Annotated in this window: 15 protein-coding genes; 12 read left to right on the forward strand and 3 right to left on the reverse strand. The window is 63.0% G+C overall.

Going from position 1 to position 16,406, the window contains the following annotated elements:
* Window positions 1-587 precede the first annotated feature (587 nt).
* Together BM118_RS18670 and BM118_RS18675 are read left to right on the forward strand one after the other, a co-directional pair.
* Window positions 588-1,367 carry a helix-turn-helix transcriptional regulator gene (locus BM118_RS18670; protein WP_092186939.1) on the forward strand — a complete coding sequence of 260 codons (780 nt, stop codon included), beginning with the start codon at window positions 588-590 and terminating at the stop codon, window positions 1,365-1,367.
* Window positions 1,368-1,669: 302 nt separating this feature from the next.
* On the forward strand, window positions 1,670-3,925 hold the full coding sequence (locus BM118_RS18675) for an MASE1 domain-containing protein (RefSeq protein WP_092186940.1): 2,256 nt from the start codon (window positions 1,670-1,672) through the stop codon (window positions 3,923-3,925).
* On the opposite strand, the gene BM118_RS18680 is transcribed toward BM118_RS18675, so the two are convergent.
* On the reverse strand, window positions 3,920-4,726 hold the full coding sequence (locus tag BM118_RS18680) for a response regulator transcription factor (RefSeq protein WP_244550171.1): 807 nt from the start codon (window positions 4,724-4,726) through the stop codon (window positions 3,920-3,922). The two genes, BM118_RS18675 and BM118_RS18680, sit on opposite strands and share 6 nt — an antisense overlap.
* A 339-nt stretch (window positions 4,727-5,065) precedes the next feature.
* Here BM118_RS18680 and BM118_RS18685 point away from each other — a divergent pair, with 339 nt between their 5' ends.
* The 10 genes from BM118_RS18685 to BM118_RS41480 all read left to right on the forward strand — a co-directional run bounded on the left by BM118_RS18685 (window position 5,066) and on the right by BM118_RS41480 (window position 13,520).
* On the forward strand, window positions 5,066-6,439 hold the full coding sequence (locus BM118_RS18685) for an OpgC domain-containing protein (protein ID WP_177234425.1): 1,374 nt from the start codon (window positions 5,066-5,068) through the stop codon (window positions 6,437-6,439).
* A gap of 60 nt (window positions 6,440-6,499) precedes the next feature.
* Entirely contained in the window at window positions 6,500-6,718 is a 219-nt protein-coding gene (locus BM118_RS18690; protein WP_143099486.1) for a hypothetical protein, read from the forward strand.
* 320 nt (window positions 6,719-7,038) lie between these two features.
* A complete protein-coding gene (locus BM118_RS18695; protein WP_092186944.1) occupies window positions 7,039-8,205 on the forward strand; it encodes a cytochrome P450 in 1,167 nt (388 codons plus the stop codon).
* 546 nt (window positions 8,206-8,751) lie between these two features.
* Window positions 8,752-9,702: a sulfonate ABC transporter substrate-binding protein gene (locus tag BM118_RS18700; protein ID WP_092186945.1), complete on the forward strand. Its 951-nt coding sequence runs from the start codon at window positions 8,752-8,754 to the stop codon at window positions 9,700-9,702.
* A 2-nt stretch (window positions 9,703-9,704) separates the two neighbouring features.
* Complete coding sequence (locus BM118_RS42575; protein WP_283806367.1) at window positions 9,705-9,827, forward strand: hypothetical protein; 123 nt, start codon at window positions 9,705-9,707, stop codon at window positions 9,825-9,827.
* A 16-nt stretch (window positions 9,828-9,843) separates the two neighbouring features.
* On the forward strand, window positions 9,844-11,007 hold the full coding sequence (gene ssuD / locus BM118_RS18705) for an FMNH2-dependent alkanesulfonate monooxygenase (RefSeq protein WP_092186946.1): 1,164 nt from the start codon (window positions 9,844-9,846) through the stop codon (window positions 11,005-11,007).
* Entirely contained in the window at window positions 11,004-11,810 is an 807-nt protein-coding gene (locus BM118_RS18710; protein ID WP_092186947.1) for an ABC transporter permease subunit, read from the forward strand. The genes ssuD and BM118_RS18710 overlap by 4 nt, the downstream gene beginning before the upstream one ends.
* Before the next feature lie 7 nt (window positions 11,811-11,817).
* Window positions 11,818-12,654 (forward strand): ATP-binding cassette domain-containing protein, encoded by an 837-nt coding sequence (locus tag BM118_RS18715; protein ID WP_092186948.1) that lies wholly within the window; start codon window positions 11,818-11,820, stop codon window positions 12,652-12,654.
* 31 nt (window positions 12,655-12,685) lie between these two features.
* Window positions 12,686-13,267: a flavin reductase family protein gene (locus tag BM118_RS18720; protein WP_092186949.1), complete on the forward strand. Its 582-nt coding sequence runs from the start codon at window positions 12,686-12,688 to the stop codon at window positions 13,265-13,267.
* 97 nt (window positions 13,268-13,364) lie between these two features.
* Window positions 13,365-13,520: a hypothetical protein gene (locus BM118_RS41480; protein ID WP_210189050.1), complete on the forward strand. Its 156-nt coding sequence runs from the start codon at window positions 13,365-13,367 to the stop codon at window positions 13,518-13,520.
* 95 nt (window positions 13,521-13,615) lie between these two features.
* Here BM118_RS41480 and BM118_RS18725 read toward each other — a convergent pair whose 3' ends face one another.
* Both BM118_RS18725 and BM118_RS18730 read right to left on the reverse strand, forming a co-directional pair.
* Complete coding sequence (locus BM118_RS18725) at window positions 13,616-14,764, reverse strand: M20 family metallopeptidase (protein ID WP_092186950.1); 1,149 nt, start codon at window positions 14,762-14,764, stop codon at window positions 13,616-13,618.
* Window positions 14,765-15,033: 269 nt separating this feature from the next.
* Window positions 15,034-16,284: a vanadium-dependent haloperoxidase gene (locus BM118_RS18730; RefSeq protein ID WP_092186951.1), complete on the reverse strand. Its 1,251-nt coding sequence runs from the start codon at window positions 16,282-16,284 to the stop codon at window positions 15,034-15,036.
* Window positions 16,285-16,406 lie beyond the last annotated feature (122 nt).

Consider the following 16,406-nt stretch of genomic DNA (forward strand, 5'->3'; position numbering starts at 1 on the left):
CGAGCGAACGTAGGTTCCGGTCCCGCGCACTGAGATCGCCCGCGGCTATGCCGAAGATGTTGGCCGACTGTGAAGTAGCTTACATCCCGTGTTCTTGGCCCGGGCTAATGTGGCGGAAGCTTCTTGCTTTGAAGGAGGCATCCAATGCTCGCAGCAATCAAATGGAACTCCCGATACAACGCTCGCGAATGGGGGATGATGGTTGGGATGCTCGCCGTTAAACTCCGTGCACTGAATGCAAATCGGCGGAAGGGCGAAAGCAAGCCGAGGCGGCCACCCTGGAAACACTTCGACGACACCCATCATTGGGACACTGCCGCGGAGGAATGGGTCCCCAACAAGGATCGGTGATCAGGCTTCAAGATCCCTTTCGCTGATGGAACTGTCGAGCGGTGCGGTCACGTACAAGCAGCTGGATCGGGATGTGCGTCGGGACTTCCCGAATGAGTGACGCCGCAGCGCTCCGCCGAAGCGGCGTAGCGCTGCGGCGCCGGGCCGGGACCCGGAGGCGGCATGGTAACGGCCAGCTTCCGGCACGCCGCCCTTGCTGATATTCTCCGCCAAAAGACGTTTGGCGGAGGATAACGATGCGGCCCCACGGGATGGCCTCGAATGTAGCGGCTGGCGATGTCACGCCCGCGGTCCTCGCCATCGGTCGGCCGGATTTTCCGGAAGTGCTCATCGACACGCTGCGCCGGCAGGCGGCCGTCGGCCATTGCATGGTGTTTTCGCTGAGCCGCGCGGGCGCCGCGCACTGCCTGCTCGATGCCGGCAACATCCCGATCGGCGCGGACCTCGGCGCCGCCTATGCCGGACAGTTCCATGAGTCCGATCCCAATCGCGATGCGATGTTCGAGGGCGAGGGCGGCGCATCGATCATGCTGCCGGCCTTCGCACCGCGCATGTATGGCGCGCGCTATCGCAAGATCTTCTTCCAGGATTCCGGCATCGTCGACAAATGCGCGACCGCGATCTGGGTCGACGACACCTGCTTCTACGTCAATTTCTACCGCATCGCCGCGCAGGGCCGCTTCAGCGACGCCCAGCGCGAACGCCTCCGGGCGATCGCACCTGCGATCGGGGCGAGCGTCGCACGCCACTTTCAGCGCAGTGCAACGTCCGATCAGTCCCTCGCCACGCTGTTTGCCACCCGCGTGCCGCTTGCCGATCTCACGCCGCGCGAGCAGGAGGTCTGCCGGCGCATCCTCTCCGGCTTCAGCTCCGAGGCGATCTCGCAGGCGCTCGGCATCAGCGTGCATTCGACGCTGACCTACCGCAAGCGCGCCTATGGGCGGCTCGGCATCTCCTCGCAGAGCGAGCTGTTTGCGATCGTGCTGCGCCTGCTCGCCGGCTCCAGCCTGAACTAAGGGGTACTCTTAGGTCCGCGATCTCGGCTTCCAGGAGCAAAGCGGACACGCGGCCCGCCCGCCGGGATCGTCGCCTTTTGACCCATTTCAGCCTTCGAGGGGAGGGCTCACCAGCAGTTGCGCGTTCTTCTAACTCGAAATGGGTAGTTTCCTCAACGAACCCGATTTGCGATAAGCCGATGACGATGCCGATCGGCATCGGCAGAGAGTTTGCCCTCGTGAACCAAACACGCGCCATCTCTTCGTCCGTCGGCAGACTGCAGTGATCAATCCGATCTGAGCGCACCTCGCCGAGTTTTGCATTGGCGCACCGATCGGACGCAGGGGAGTCGATCAACCGCTTGGTAAGCGGGAAAGTAGCGATCTTCGATCCTTATCAGGGAGATCAAAAGGTCAGCCATGATGGACAATCCAACTGCCTGGTCCAGGCGTCGACGATGTCCGATCCACGATCGCTAACGCCAGAGATAGATTTTCGCCGAGGCACTCAGTATGCCGGCGGCCTGGTCGCGATTGGAGTGATCTATTTCGTCCTGGCAAAAGGCGGCCTCGCTCTCGCCTCTATTCATCCCAGTGCAACGCCAATCTGGCCACCGACGGGTCTCGCGCTGGCGGCGGTGCTGTTGTGGGGATATCGGACCTGGCCCGCGATTTTCATTGCAGCGGTGATCGCCAATGCGACCACCGCCGGCTCCGTTGCCACCGCAATTGCGATTGCGACCGGCAACACTCTTGAGGCCGTTGTTGGCGCCTACCTGATCAATCGATGGTCGCGCGGACGTCATACGTTTTCGAGACCAAATTCTGTCGCGAAGTTTGCTCTGATCTGCATCGTGATCGCGACGCCGATCAGCGCCAGCATTGGACTGACCAGCCTGGCGACCGCCGGGTACATCGATCGGACCAATTTCGCGGACGCCTGGGTCACATGGTGGCTGGGAGATGTGACCGGCGCGCTGGTCATTGCCCCCGTTATCGTGCTTTGGGCATCAAGCCACGATCATGCTTTCAACCGCAATGATTTCTTGGAGACGGTCGGCGTCCTCGCAACCGCGGCGGCTGTTGGACTCATTGCTTTCAGTCCCCTGATCGAGCAAACGCCGACCAGAGATCCACTGGGTTTTCTCGCGATCCTGCCAATGTTGTGGGCGGCGCTGCGCCGCGGTCCACGTGACACCGCAACAGTTGCGCTGGTGCTTGCCGGCATCACGGTTTGGGGGACGCTCACGGGCGGCGGCCCCTTCACGACCGCGGACCTCAACGTTTCATTCCTGCTGGTGTTGATGTTCCTGATCAGCATTACGGTTCCGAGCTTGCTACTGAGCGCCGACGTCGAGGTCCGCAAGAGGGGGGAGAAACGTCTGCGCCGCGCGCAGATCGAACTCGAACGGAAGGTCGCAGAGCGTACGCAGGAGCTTGAGCTCGCCAATGCAGCAAAATCGCGCTTCCTTGCCATGGCAAGCCACGATTTGCGGCAGCCATTGCATGCGCTGGGCTTGTTCGTTGCCCAGCTGCGCATGCCGCTCAGATCGGGGGAACGGACAAGGACGATCGAGCTGGTCGATGCGACGCGCAAGGAAATGGATGAAATGCTCAATTCGCTGCTGGATATGTCCAAGCTGGATGCTGGAATCCTCATACCCACAATTACTGAATTCCCGATCGCGCGCCTGTTGCAAAAAATTGAGACGACGTTTGACCAGGCAACGCGAGAAACGGGCTTGCGTCTACGCGTCAGGCGAAGTGACGCCTGGGTGCGGAGCGACGCCATGCTGCTCGAACGCATACTGCTTAATTTGGTATCCAACGCCGTGCGCTATACATTGCGGGGTGGGATCATTGTCGGCTGTCGCCGGCGCGGTCAAATGTTGCGCATCGAAGTATGGGATAGTGGTCCCGGCATTCCCGAGGATCAGAAGCAGAATATCTTTGGCGAGTTCTTTCAACTGGCCACCCGAGACCGGAACCGGTACGGCAGCATGGGGCTCGGCCTGGCTATTGTCGACAGGCTTCGCCTGCTTCTCAACCATCCAATCGACTTAGCTTCGACCGTGGGCCGAGGTTCGCGATTCGCGATCCTGGTTCCGATGGTCGATGAATGCGATACATCCGCCGAGCCCGTCGACTCTCCCCACCCCGCGGCCTTTGCAGTCGAAGGCAAGGTCGTTCTTGTTATTGCCGATGCTCCAATTGTCCAGGAGGGAACGGGCGGATTGCTTGGCAGATGGGGATACACCGTCCTTACCACCGGATCCGACGAAGCGGCACTTATCCGACTTGCGGAGCGCCGACAACGCCCCGATCTCATCATCTCGGATTATCATCTTGCGAACGGAAAGACCGGGATCCGAGCCATTGAGAAAATCAATGCGGCGTTTGGTTCATCCATTCCAGCTATTCTCATCAGCGGCGATACGGCACCCGAACCAGCACGTGAGGTCAAGGATAGAGGATACATTTTGCTGCACAAGCCCGTCGACCCGATGCGGCTCCGCGCTGTCATGCACGAGCTCTTGATGGATCATGACGATGGGAGGGATACCCGGGCGGCTTCATGACTCGGATCTCGGCGGCGATTCCCAGCCCATTTTTCCTACTTTTATGACTGCCTCGGTTCGGCTCGTTACGCTGAGCGCCTTGAGAACGACCGTGATGTGATTTTTCACTGTCGGCACTGCCATGTTGAGCGTCTTGGCAATGATCTTGTTGCTTTTTCCCTTCATCAGAAGCGCAAGCACTTCGATCTGCCGATCGGTCAATCCGAGACCCCTGAGAAAGTCGGGCGTCGTTGGTTCATTTGTAAGCCGCCGAGACGGTGTTTCCTCCAGAATTTCAGAGGGAATGTAAATACCGCCAGAGAACACCAACTCAATGGCGTTGAGCATGACCTCTCGTTCGGTCGTTTTAGGGATGAAACCCAGCGCGCCAAGTTTGAAAGCGCGCTTGACTGTGTCTTGATCATTCGAGGACGAAACAATGATGATGGCAATGGTCGGATAGCTGTCTCGCAGTTCGCGGAGGACAGAGAAGCCGTCTCTGTCAGGCAAATTGATATCAAGCAAGATGAGGCTGATGTCGGGATGTTCCTCGACTATGTCCACTGCCTGACGGCTGCTCGAAGCTTCAAATATGACGGCTTCTCGCTTCAGCTGTTTCAGGACGGCGTACAACGCCTCGCGTATCAATGCATGATCGTCAACAATAAGGACTTTCATGAAAAGCTCTCCGTCATCCCATGGCGCGGAGATCCAATTCAGGAAATCATACACCCGCCTTCGGGTCTTTGGCGAGGAAGAGGCTGGCGGGAAGACCGGCCCGAAACCGTCCATTTTTCGTCGCTGGTCCAACCAGCGGCTCACGGTTGGGCACTCAAGATAGAAGTTGAATGCCGTTGTATGCTGTAATTGCAATCAGCTCACCGAACGCCCAAAAAAGCGCGTGCGGACCACAGGAGTCGCGGGATTCAGGCTGCGGATATTCGTAGGTACCTTGATCATAGGACCTAGGAACCCCTCCGTGAGGACCTCCGGCTGATTTACGCGCTGTGCCGTTGAACGATAATCGTCAACCGACAGCCTCCCGCGCCAGGAGGTTCTACCAGGCGTCGCCATATTTCGCGGCCGGGTTCGGCGCGGCTGATGTTTTTCGTCAGTTTCGGTCCCTCTTGAAACGTGCTCGGACGCCGGACGGGGAACCAGATGCTTGATCGAACGGCAACCCCGAAGCCATTCGCCGGCGCGCTGCCGGAGCTGAACGGCTACGGCCGCGATCTGCGCATTGATGCCTGCCGCGGCATCGCGCTCTGGTGGATCTTTCTTGACCATGTCCCCAACAACATCGGGAGCTGGCTGACGCTGCGCAACTACGGCTTCAGCGATGCTGCGGAAGTATTCATGTTTCTTTCGGGTTTGACCTGCGCGCTGTCCTACGGCAAGGCACGGCAGAGCGGGGGCTGGACCGGCGTGATCGGCCGGACGCTGTGGCGAAGCTGGGATATCTATGTCGCATTTCTCCTGCTCATCCTCGCCTGCGCCATCGTGGTTCACCTCGCAGGCGGCGGCCCTCTTGCCGACAAGAGCAATACGCGCATTCTGTTGGATCAGCCGGGCGTGACGCTCGCGCACGCGGCGATCCTGCAATACCGCCCGGTGAATACCGACATCTTGCCGCTCTTCGTGCTTTATCACCTTTTGTTCGCGCCGCTGCTGTGGCTGTTGCTGCGAGCGCCGAACGCAACGCTGGGCGCGTCGCTGCTGCTTTACACACTGGTGCACGTCTTCGGCTGGACCATCCCGGCATGGCCGAACGGCCAATGGTTCTTCAATCCGCTGGCCTGGCAGCTGCCGCTTGTGCTTGGCGCGTGGTGGATCATCGAGGGCAAGAGATTTCGACCGTGGGTGACCTCGCGCACCGTGCTTGTTCCTGCGGTTCTCTATCTGCTGATCAGCCTCATCATCGCATTGAGCTTTAGCGTCAAGCCGCCGGAAGCGTTGGTCCCGCAGGCACTCCTGACGCCGTTTTACCCGATGGACAAATCGAATCTCGCTCCATTGCGACTGCTGCATTTTCTGGCCCTTGCGGTCTTGGCCGTATGGCTCGTGCCTCGCGATTGGCGAGGGCTGACGACGCCGGTGCTGCGTGGTGCCATTCTCTGTGGCCAGAATTCGCTGCCAATCTACTGCCTTGGCGTTCTGTTGACGCTGGTCAGCCACCTGGCGCTGCTCGACATCTCGGAGGGGCTGACGATGCAGATCGCGCTCAGTGTTGGTGGCGTCCTGGTGATGATCGTGGTGGCGACGCTGCTGAATTTGATCACGATCAAACCCAGGCAGCAGCCGCAGGCGAAGGCCGTCGAGCAGCCAACCAGGCCTGAGCTGGTCATCAATCCCATGACAGCCAGGGCGCCCGGCATTGATATTCCGCTCGCGTGGCTCGCCCGTGCCGACAAGGTTGATCGACTAAAGACGCTGTTTGTTCCGGTGCGCGAGTCCGGCTGCGGCGCGGGTCCAGTGCCGGCAATCGCGCACGCCTTCGGGCCACCAGCGAAAAGTGTGGGTCAGGATGTGGACTAGATCACAAGGACTGTGGAGCCTGCCCCTTAATCTTCCGGCCATCGTACAGGAGCCAAGGCCATGATTTCTCAGCCAAGGACCCACAAGGGAGCGATGCTGATCGCGGCGTCCGTGATGTTTGCCTGCGTAGCGGCATTTCTGTCGGTCAACCTGACATCACCCACCAGCGCCGCGCTCGGCGCGGACTGGCAGTGCAGCCGGTTTGCGCTCGTATTCACGACCTGCACCCCGGTGGGTGCACACGAGACCGTTTCCACCGGCAAGCGCAAGCTGACCTAGTACACCAAAAACCGGACGCCATGCTGCGAATGTAAGCTGAAATCAGGGGACACCCTCTGCCAGGGCTCCGTTACCAATTTGAGTCGGGCTGCCGATACGCTCAGCCAACTCCAACAGCTGCTCGGTCTGGCGCTCGGTAGGAATGTCGCCTCTGTCGCTTCATGGCCCTTAACGAACATTGTTGATGCGTTTGTCGATGTCCGCGGTTGTGGGCCATGCGGACCCGCTACCGTGTGCGCGCACCCCCTGTCCCTGTCGCTAGGGACAGACGGCAGCTCCTGAACGCGCTAGCTTGGCGCGACACAGCAGGAGAGCCAAGCTTGAGCACCGCGCCGCGCATCGACATCGACACGGCCGCGTTCTGGGCCGACCCCTATCCGATGCTCGCGACCATGCGCAGGGAGGCGCCGATCGCCTTCGTGCCGCAGCTCGGCTCGACGCTGCTGACGAGCCGCGACGACATCTCGATCTCCGAGAAGCAGATCGACGTGTTCTCCTCGCACCAGCCCGCCGGCCTGATGAACCGGCTGATGGGCCACAACATGATGCGCAAGGACGGCGAGGCGCATCAGGTCGAGCGCCGCGCGATGTTTCCGACGGTGTCGCCGAAGACGGTGAAGGGCTACTGGACCGCGCAATTCCAGGCCCATGCCGACCGCATCATCGATGCGATCGGGCCGGGGCGGATCGACTTCATGCGCGATTTTGCGCTGCCGTTCTCGGGCGAATGCCTGAAGTCGATCACCGGCCTCACCAATGTCGGCTTTGCCGAGATGGACGCCTGGTCGCAGGGCATGATCGAGGGCATCGCCAACTACGCCGGCGATCCCGCCGTCGAGGCGCGCTGCCATGCCGCGACGTCGGGCATCGATGCCGCGATCGACGACATGCTGCCGGTGATGAGGAAGAATCCGGACCAGAGCATCCTCGGCGTCCTGCTCGCCTCGGGCATGCCGATGGAAAGCGTGCGGGCAAATGTGAAACTTGCGATCTCCGGGGGCCAGAACGAGCCGCGCAAGGCGATCGCCGGCACGGTGTGGGCGCTGCTGACCCATCCCAAGCAGCTCGATCTCGTCCGCAAGGGCGAAGTCTCCTGGCTCCAGGTCTTCGAGGAATATGCCCGCTGGATCTCGCCGATCGGCATGTCGCCGCGGCGCATCGCAAAGCCCTGGAGCATCCGCGACGTCTCCTTCGAGCTCGACGAGCGCGTGTTCCTGATGTTCGGCTCCGCCAACCGCGACGAGAAGCATTTCGAGCGCGCCGACCAGTTCGACGTGCGGCGCGACACCGGCAAGAGCGTCGCGTTCGGCGCCGGCCCGCATTTCTGCGCCGGTGCCTGGGCCTCGCGCGCCATGATCGCCGACGTCGCGCTGCCGACGGTGTTCGCGCGTGCCAGCCGGATCGAGATCGCCGATGACGAGCCGGTGCGGATCGGCGGCTGGGCGTTCCGCGGGCTACAGAACTTGCCGGTGAGATGGGGGCACTAGGACGCGGGTGCGTACGCCGCGAATGGGACTTTGGCGCGCTTCTCGTCGTGCGCATTCGGTGTCATCGCCCGCGAAGGCGGGCGATCCAGTATTCCAGAGACAGTTGTTGGGTACGGAGACGCCGCAGCGTACTGGATTCCCCGCCTTCGCGGGGAATGACAGTTGGGGCGGTGGAGGGAGCCTCGCCACAACAGCTCCCATTCGCCGATCATGCCATCATGCTCCTGTCTTGCCCGACGGGTCAAACGACTCGGCCTGCCGCGTAAGTCATTGATCGGGCTATGGTCGGCTACTGTGCATGGGGTTGTTTTCGACGTTTTATGTTCCGGCCCTGCATCGTCGCACCAAATCCGTGCGGCGCTCACATTTGCGTGCAGAAAAATTCCATCTGCGTTCGCTCGGCGGGTTGAAAGATTAATCATGCACTTCGCCTCGCGCGCAGTGCTTGCATCGCTATTTTCCCCGGCGTCTCGACACTCCTGCCGCTCCGCACCATCATTCTCGACACGCGAATGAATGACGGCCGCATGCGGCCGGGAGTGTGGAATGCAGCGTCGTGACTTTCTGAGAATTTCCGTTGGAACCGCAGCCGCAGCGGCATTCGCCTCACGCGCGACCGCGCAGGGCGCGGTGAAGGAAATTCGTATCGGCTACCAGAAGACCGGCGTGCTGGTCATCACGCGCCAGCAGGCCACCCTGGAAAAACATTTCACCCCGCAAGGCATCGAGGTGAAATGGGTCGAGTTCTCCTCGGGCCCCCCGATGATGGAGGCGGTGAATGTCGGCAGCGTCGACTACGGCGCGGTCGGTGATTCCCCGCCGGTGTTCGCGCAGGCCGCGGGTGCGGCGATCGTCTATGCCGCCGGCCAGCCCATCACCAACGGCCAGGGCATCCTGGTGCCGAAGGATTCGCCGATCCGCTCCATCGCCGACCTGAAGGGCAAGCGTATCGGCTTCACCAAGGGGTCCAGCGCCCACAATGTCGTGGTGCAGACGCTGGAGAAGACCGGCCTCACCTATGCCGACATCACCCCGGTCTACCTGACGCCCCCGGACGCCGGCCCTGCCTTCGCCAACGGCAGCATCGAGGCCTGGGCGATCTGGGATCCGTATTTCGCGATCGGCGAGACCAAGCAGAACGGCCGCATCCTGATCAATTCGCGCGAGGTCACCAAGACCAATTCCTTCTACATCGCCAACCGCGATTTCGCTAGGAACCACGGCGCCATCCTGCAACAGATCGTTGATGTGACGACCGCGACCGGCAAATGGGCCGAACAGCACCGCGACGAAGTCGCCAAATCGCTGGCCGCGATCACCGGCGTCCCGCTGGACATCCAGACCGTCGCCGCCAACCGCTCGAACTTCGTGATCGGTCCCGTCACCGACGACATCGTCACGACCCAGCAAGGCGTCGCCGACCGCTTCTACAAGCTCGGCCTGATCCCGAAGCCGGTCGTCATCCGCGACATCGTCTGGCGCAATCCGGCAGCCTGATCGTGCCGACCAATCTCCCCGTTTCAAAAGGTCTGAACATGAGACGCATCGCTCAACGCGTGATCGCAGCCATCGTCATGTCGGTCGGCATCGTCGCGGCCGCCGTCGGCACGACCTATGGCTAGTCATCGGAGCCCATCCATGAGCCAATCCAAAAGCAACATCCTCTGGTTCCTGCCGACCCATGGTGACGGCCGTTATCTCGGCACCGGCATCGGCGGCCGCGAGGTCAATTTCAACTATCTGCGCCAGATCGCGCAGGCCGCCGACCAGCTCGGCTATTTCGGCGTGCTGTTGCCGACGGGAAGGTCCTGCGAGGATTCCTGGATCGTAGCCTCCTCGGTCGCGCCGTTCACCGAGCGGCTGCGCTATCTCGTCGCCGTTCGCCCCGGCCTGCAATCGCCGAGCGTCGCCGCGCGCATGACGGCGACGCTTGACCGCGTCACCAATGGCCGGCTCCTCGTCAACGTCGTCACCGGCGGCGATCCCGTCGAGAACAAGGGCGACGGCATCTTCCTCGGCCATGACGAGCGCTACGAGGTCACGCGCGAGTTCCTCAACGTCTATAGCGACCTGCTCGCCGGCAAGACCGTCAATGTCGAGGGCAAGCACATCCACGTCGAGGGCGGCAAGCTGCTGTTTCCGCCGGTGCAGTCGCCGCGGCCGCCGCTCTATTTCGGCGGATCGTCGGATGCCGGCATCGACGTCGCGGTCGATACCGTCGACAAATATCTCACCTGGGGCGAGCCGCCGGCGCTGGTCGCCGAGAAGATCGCAAAGGTGAGGGAGGTCGCGAGCGCGCGCGGCCGAAAACTCTCCTTCGGCATCCGGCTTCACGTCATCGTCCGCGAGACCAATGAAGAAGCCTGGAGTGCGGCCAACGAGCTGATCAAGCATGTCAGCGACGACACCATCGCGCTGGCGCAGAAGAACTTTGCCCGTATGGACTCCGTCGGCCAGCAGCGCATGGCGCAGCTCCACGGCGGCAAGCGCGACAAGCTCGAGATCGCTCCGAACCTCTGGGCCGGTGTCGGCCTGGTGCGCGGCGGTGCCAGCACGGCGCTGGTCGGCGACGCCCAAACCGTCGCGGCCCGCATCAGGGAGTATCAGGACATCGGCATCGATACCTTCATCATGTCGGGCTACCCGCATCTGGAGGAAGCCTATCGCTTCGCCGAGCTGGTGTTCCCGCTGCTCTCGCTGGAGCAGCCCTCCAACGTGACCAAGCTGCACTTCAACGGCGGCCCGTTCGGCGAGACGGTCGGCAGCGATTTCCGTCCGCAGCACCGGGTGTCGCAGTCATGAGCCTCATCGACAGCATTTCACTTCCGCGCGGCTTCCGCCTGCCGCGGGTCGACGGCCTGATCCAGTGGATCGTGCCGATTGCCATCATCGCGATCTGGCAGGTGGCGAGCGTCACCGGCTTCGTGCCGGTCCGCGTGCTGCCGGCGCCGAGCGACGTCGCGCTCGCCGGCTGGAAGCTGCTGCTCTCCGGCGAACTCGTTCGCAACATCTGGGTCTCGTTCTGGCGCGCCTCGATCGGCTTTTTGATCGGCGGCAGCATCGGCTTCGCCTTCGGGCTTGCCAACGGCCTGTCGCAGCTTTCGGCCAAGCTCACCGACACCACGCTGCAAATGGTGCGCAACGTGCCGCATCTGGCGCTGATCCCGCTGGTCATCCTGTGGTTCGGCATCGACGAGAGCGCAAAGCTGTTCCTGGTGGCGCTCGGTGTGTTCTTCCCGATCTACCTCAACACGCTGCACGGCATCCGCACCGTCGATCCTCAACTGATCGAGATGGGCCGCATCTACGGCATGAGTGACGGCGAATTGTTCCGCCGGGTGATCTTTCCGGGCGCGCTGCCCTCGATCTTTGTCGGCATCCGCTTTGCACTCGGCATTATGTGGCTGACCCTGATCGTCGCCGAGACCATCGCGGCGTCCTCAGGCCTCGGCTACATGGCGATGCAGGCGCGCGAGTTCATGCTGATCGACGTCGTCGTGCTCTCGATCCTGATCTATGCCCTGCTCGGCAAGCTCGCCGACAGCGCCTCCCGCGTGCTGGAGCGGGCGACGCTGTCCTGGCATCCCGCCTTCCAGAAACGTTGAGAGTGACATGCAGACAGCCCTTCGGACCTCCCTTCCCGAAACCGAGCTCGCCAGCCGCGCCAATTTCGCGCCTCACGCCCGCGCGGTGCGCGAGGAGCGGGTGGTGCAGACCAGCGGCCTGCCGCTCAGCATCCGGGGCCTGCGCAAATCGTTCGGCGACAACGAGGTGCTGCGCGGCATCGACCTGCACATCCCCGCCGGCCAGTTCGTCGCCATCGTCGGAAAGAGCGGCTGCGGCAAGAGCACGCTGCTGCGCCTGATCGCCGGCCTGGACAAGATCGATGCCGGCAGCATCAGCTTTGGCAGTGACGTCCAGCCCGAGGATATCCGCGTGATGTTCCAGGAGCCGCGGCTGCTGCCCTGGGCGCGCGTGCTCGCCAATGTCGAGGTCGGTCTCGGCCGCGATCGTTCATCCGCCGATGCGCATGCCCGCGCCGAGAAGGCGCTGACCGAGGTCGGCCTCGCTGACAAGCGCGACCAGTGGCCCTCGGTGCTATCGGGCGGCCAGAAGCAGCGCGTCGCGCTCGGCCGCGCGCTGGTCTCCCGTCCGCGCGTGCTGGCCTTCGACGAGCCGCTCGGTGCGCTGGACGCGCTGACCCGCATCTCGATGCAGCGGCTTCTGGAGCGGGTCTGGCGCGACCAGGGCTTTACCGCGATTCTGGTGACCCACGACGTTTCCGAGGCGGTCGCGCTGGCGGACCGGGTGCTGGTGATCGAGGAGGGCCGGATTGCCCATGACGTCGTGGTTAACGCAGCCCGGCCGCGGGAGCGCGGCTCGGCCGAGCTTGCGGGTCTCGAAGGCTCGATCCTGAGCCACCTTTTGTCGGCGGACGATCGTACCTAAATAGAGGGAACCCCGCTTCGGGGACCATGCCATGAATGTAGTGCCTCGCGATCTCATGACTGAAATCCCCGTCTCGTCCGCCGATTTCCGCGGCGCCATGCGCCACCTCACCGGCGGCGTCAGCGTCATCACCGCCGGGCGGGGCAAGGACATCACCGGCATGACGGTGACCTCGGTCACCTCGCTGTCGGTCGAACCGCCGACGCTGCTGGTCAGCATCAACCGCGATGCCTCGTCCTTCCCGCTGATCCGGCGTCACGGCGCCTTCGGCGTGAACATCCTCAACGCCGACCAGCTCGACGTCGCCGAGCGCTTTGCCGGCAAGGGCGGGCTCAAGGGCGCAGACCGTTTCACCGGTGCCCGGTGGGTGACGGCGGTCTCGGGAGTCCCGCTGCTGGTCGGCGCATTGTCGGCCTTCGATTGCGAGGTCGAGGAGATCGTCGAGCGGCACTCGCACGGCATCGTCATCGGCCGTGTCAGGGACGTCAAGAGTTCGACGCGGACTGCGGCGCTTGCCTATTGGCACGGCCAGTACGTGGCGGTCGACCAGGACGAAGACGCGGCAAGGCTCGCCGAGGTCAGCCTTCCCGCGCGCGGCCGGCGCGGCATTTGATCGCCGCGGGCTTCGGCGCAGAAGACTGGCCTTTTCGCTCTCATCGCTCTAGAAGCGCTGCCTGAGCCTCCCGCCGGGGCGGCAAAGGAGCGGAATGATGAAGCGCGTTGCGACCTGGGCCTTCTACGCCGTCGGCGCGCTGGCGATCGCCTATCTCGCGCTCTACGCCTATGCGATGTTCAGCGGCCAGCCGATCATTCCCGGCGATCCCATCCACATCTTCCGCAAGCCGGACGCGCCGAGCTATTCGTGAGCCTCGCGACCGTCATTCCGGGGCGCGAGCAAGCGCGAACCCGGAATCTCGAGATTCCGGGTTCGATGCTTCGCATCGCCCCGGAATGACGGGGATCACCCCCGCAAGATCGCCAGCGCCAGCGCCTGGGCGCGCGGCACGATGCTGTCGATCTCGAGATATTCCTCCGGCGTGTGCGCGAGCCCGCCGACCGGGCCGAGGCCGCAGATGGTCGGCGTGCCGACTGCGGCGGTGAAGCCGGAATCGGCGCAGCCGCCGGAGAACTCGCCCTGAAGCGTGGTGAGGCCGACCTGTCTTGCGGCCGCTTGATAACCCTCGAACAGCGTCTTCGAGGCCTCGCTCTGCACCACCGGCACGAACTCGCCCTTGATCGTCAGAGTTGCGCTCGTGCCCGGCACGTAGGAGGTGGCGACGATTGTCTCGATCGCGGCCATCACCGTGGCCCGGTCTGCGGGATCGACATAGCGCAGATCGATCTGGCCTTCGGCATAGGGCGCCGTCGTATTGACGGACTGGCCGCCGGAGACGAGGCCGACATTGAGCGTGATGCCCTTGTCGAGATTGGTCAACGCGTGGATCTGGACGACCTTGTGCGCGAGCTCGCCGATCGCGCTGACGCCGGCGGCGAAATTGGCGCCGGAATGCGCGGCTTTGCCGGTGATGGCGACATGCATGAAGATGCCGCCCTTGCGGCCGGTGACGACGTTGCCTGTGGGGCGGCCCGGCTCGGAGTTGAACACCGCGCGCGCGGCGCGTCCTTCGCGCTCGATCACGGGACGTGACGAGGGCGAGCCGATCTCCTCGTCCGAGGTGATCAGCACCTTGATCGGATGCGGGCTGCCACCGAATTTGTGGAAAGCGGTCGCCACGAACACGTTCATGACGAGGCCGGACTTCATGTCGGCAACGCCGGGCCCATAGGCGCGCCCGTCTCGGATCGTGAACGGGCGCCGCCCGACCTCGCCCTTGCCGAACACGGTGTCGCGATGCCCCATCAACAGCACCGGCTTCTCGTTGCTGCCTGGCTTTGTCACCTCGGCATGGATCGCATCGCCGAAGGTGGAATTGTTCTCGCGCCGGAACGGAATGCCGTGCTCGGTAAAGTGGCGCTCGAACCGTGCACCGACCGCATCGACGCCCTCCTTGTCATAGGACCCGGAATCGATGTTCACGACATCGCGCAAGAGATCGATCATCGCCTGCCGCTGCGACGCCAGCCAGTCCGTGATTTGAGCTTCCGACATGTTTACCCTCGTGTGGTTCTCACGCGGGGTTATAGGGCCTTGCGCAGGCGCGACCTAGTCGCCGGATGCGGTGCGGCCATGCCGCCGTCTGCGGGTTTGGACGCACACTGGCTCTCCAACGTCGTCCTGGCGAAAGCCAGGACCCATACCGCGGAATCTATCGATGGAGGGCAGTAGGAGTACCGGACGACGAATCTTCGTCAAACTCCTGCCTGGGGTAATGGGTCCTGGCTTTCGCCAGGACGACACTGGGGGTGTGGGCACCAGCCTTAACGCTTCGGTTGCGCCATCGCCTCCACACCGCGGAGCTGGGTCGCGACGGTCAGCGCACCGACCTTCCGGCCCATGTCCTTGCCGACTTCGGTCGAGAACCGGTAGTGAAAGCCGGCCCAGATGCGGGCGTTGGAGACTTCGTCGCTATAGTCCTGGAGCCGCGACCACTTTCGCGTGACGCCTGGTGCAGTGGGACTGGTCAGCGAGAACTCGCCGAAGTCTCCAACGACAGTCTGGAGCACGGTCGAAATCGCTGCCGACGTGATGCAGTGGGCGCAGGGATATTCCGGATGCATCGGCGTTTCCCCCAGCGGCAGCCAGGATGCATCACGAGGCGTTGCCGCATTCGACGTCAGGTCGGCGTTGCGTATGGCCGTGATCGGCCGCCAGAGATTGTAGTGGTATTTTGCGTCGAACACGGCGACGAGGGCGTCGTTGCCCGCAATTGACGTCAGCGCGAACAGCCGGGCACAGTCGACGAGATCCATTCCCTTCGCCGTTGCGGCCTGCCTCACGATCGGGTTGTAGGTGCGGGCACCGACGAAGAACCAGAATCGTCCGATCGTCGTTTGCTCGGGCGTCCGGGTTGAGCTGCCTCGGCTGCCGACCTCGCGGATTTCGTTGACGTCCCGGGTCCAAACCTCTGAATCGAGCGCCGGCGGCGGTCCCGGGCGGAACTGTGATCCGGAGACCATGACCCACGGCGTTGTCGCACCCGTGGTCGAGAAAAGCGGGACGACGGTTGGAACATAGGCACCCGGTGTGGTCAGGGGCCGGTACGTTTCCACGGCGTTGCTGCCATCCTTCGCACGAAGCTCCATGATCTGCGCCGCAGCCTCTTTCCCGAGGGCGATGCCCGCGATCTTGGACTCGCCTTCGGCAATCGGTGCCAGCGCGTTCGTCAGTGTCGCATCCAGGTCCGGCTTGAGGTCCGGATAGATCGAGAGCAGCACGTCGTGAGCCGCAACTGCCGCTGCGGCTTCCCGCGAGGTCGAGCGGTCCGCTGACAACGAGATCTTGTATGGCGCGTAGCGGCGGTCGATCGCGTTGACCGCCTCGAACATTGCAACGTGCATCATGGACAAGACGCGGCTGTGCGGCGCCGGAAGAATTTGTTTCTCGGTGGCGATCGCATCGGCTTTGGCGTTCCAGTCCATGATCACGTCGGCGCGCGCAAGCGGAGCTGCGGCCACGATCAGCGTTGCAATCAGCGATAAGCGGGAAATCGTCCACGAAAAGTGGTTCATGGCTTGCCCTTTCGGTTTGAAGGACGTTCGCAAAGCGGATGCGCCCCCGGCGGACATCACGCCACGCTGCTCCCGAACACTAGCGCTCCCGGCGCCTCTTGCTTGTGAACTGCTTCACTCAG

This window comes from Bradyrhizobium sp. cf659, from assembly GCF_900113725.1.
Taxonomy (GTDB): Bacteria; Pseudomonadota; Alphaproteobacteria; order Rhizobiales; family Xanthobacteraceae; genus Bradyrhizobium.

What these genes read in the sequence shown, in the direction of transcription:
- BM118_RS18730 (WP_092186951.1), bottom strand. Translation starts at nt 16,284, where the DNA reads ATGAACCACTTTTCGTGGACGATTTCCCGCTTATCGCTGATTGCAACG.
- BM118_RS18700 (WP_092186945.1), top strand. Translation starts at nt 8,752, where the DNA reads ATGCAGCGTCGTGACTTTCTGAGAATTTCCGTTGGAACCGCAGCCGCA.
- BM118_RS18720 (WP_092186949.1), top strand. Translation starts at nt 12,686, where the DNA reads ATGAATGTAGTGCCTCGCGATCTCATGACTGAAATCCCCGTCTCGTCC.
- BM118_RS18690 (WP_143099486.1), top strand. Translation starts at nt 6,500, where the DNA reads ATGATTTCTCAGCCAAGGACCCACAAGGGAGCGATGCTGATCGCGGCG.
- BM118_RS18685 (WP_177234425.1), top strand. Translation starts at nt 5,066, where the DNA reads ATGCTTGATCGAACGGCAACCCCGAAGCCATTCGCCGGCGCGCTGCCG.
- BM118_RS18710 (WP_092186947.1), top strand. Translation starts at nt 11,004, where the DNA reads ATGAGCCTCATCGACAGCATTTCACTTCCGCGCGGCTTCCGCCTGCCG.
- BM118_RS18715 (WP_092186948.1), top strand. Translation starts at nt 11,818, where the DNA reads ATGCAGACAGCCCTTCGGACCTCCCTTCCCGAAACCGAGCTCGCCAGC.
- BM118_RS18725 (WP_092186950.1), bottom strand. Translation starts at nt 14,764, where the DNA reads ATGTCGGAAGCTCAAATCACGGACTGGCTGGCGTCGCAGCGGCAGGCG.
- ssuD (WP_092186946.1), top strand. Translation starts at nt 9,844, where the DNA reads ATGAGCCAATCCAAAAGCAACATCCTCTGGTTCCTGCCGACCCATGGT.
- BM118_RS41480 (WP_210189050.1), top strand. Translation starts at nt 13,365, where the DNA reads ATGAAGCGCGTTGCGACCTGGGCCTTCTACGCCGTCGGCGCGCTGGCG.
- BM118_RS18670 (WP_092186939.1), top strand. Translation starts at nt 588, where the DNA reads ATGCGGCCCCACGGGATGGCCTCGAATGTAGCGGCTGGCGATGTCACG.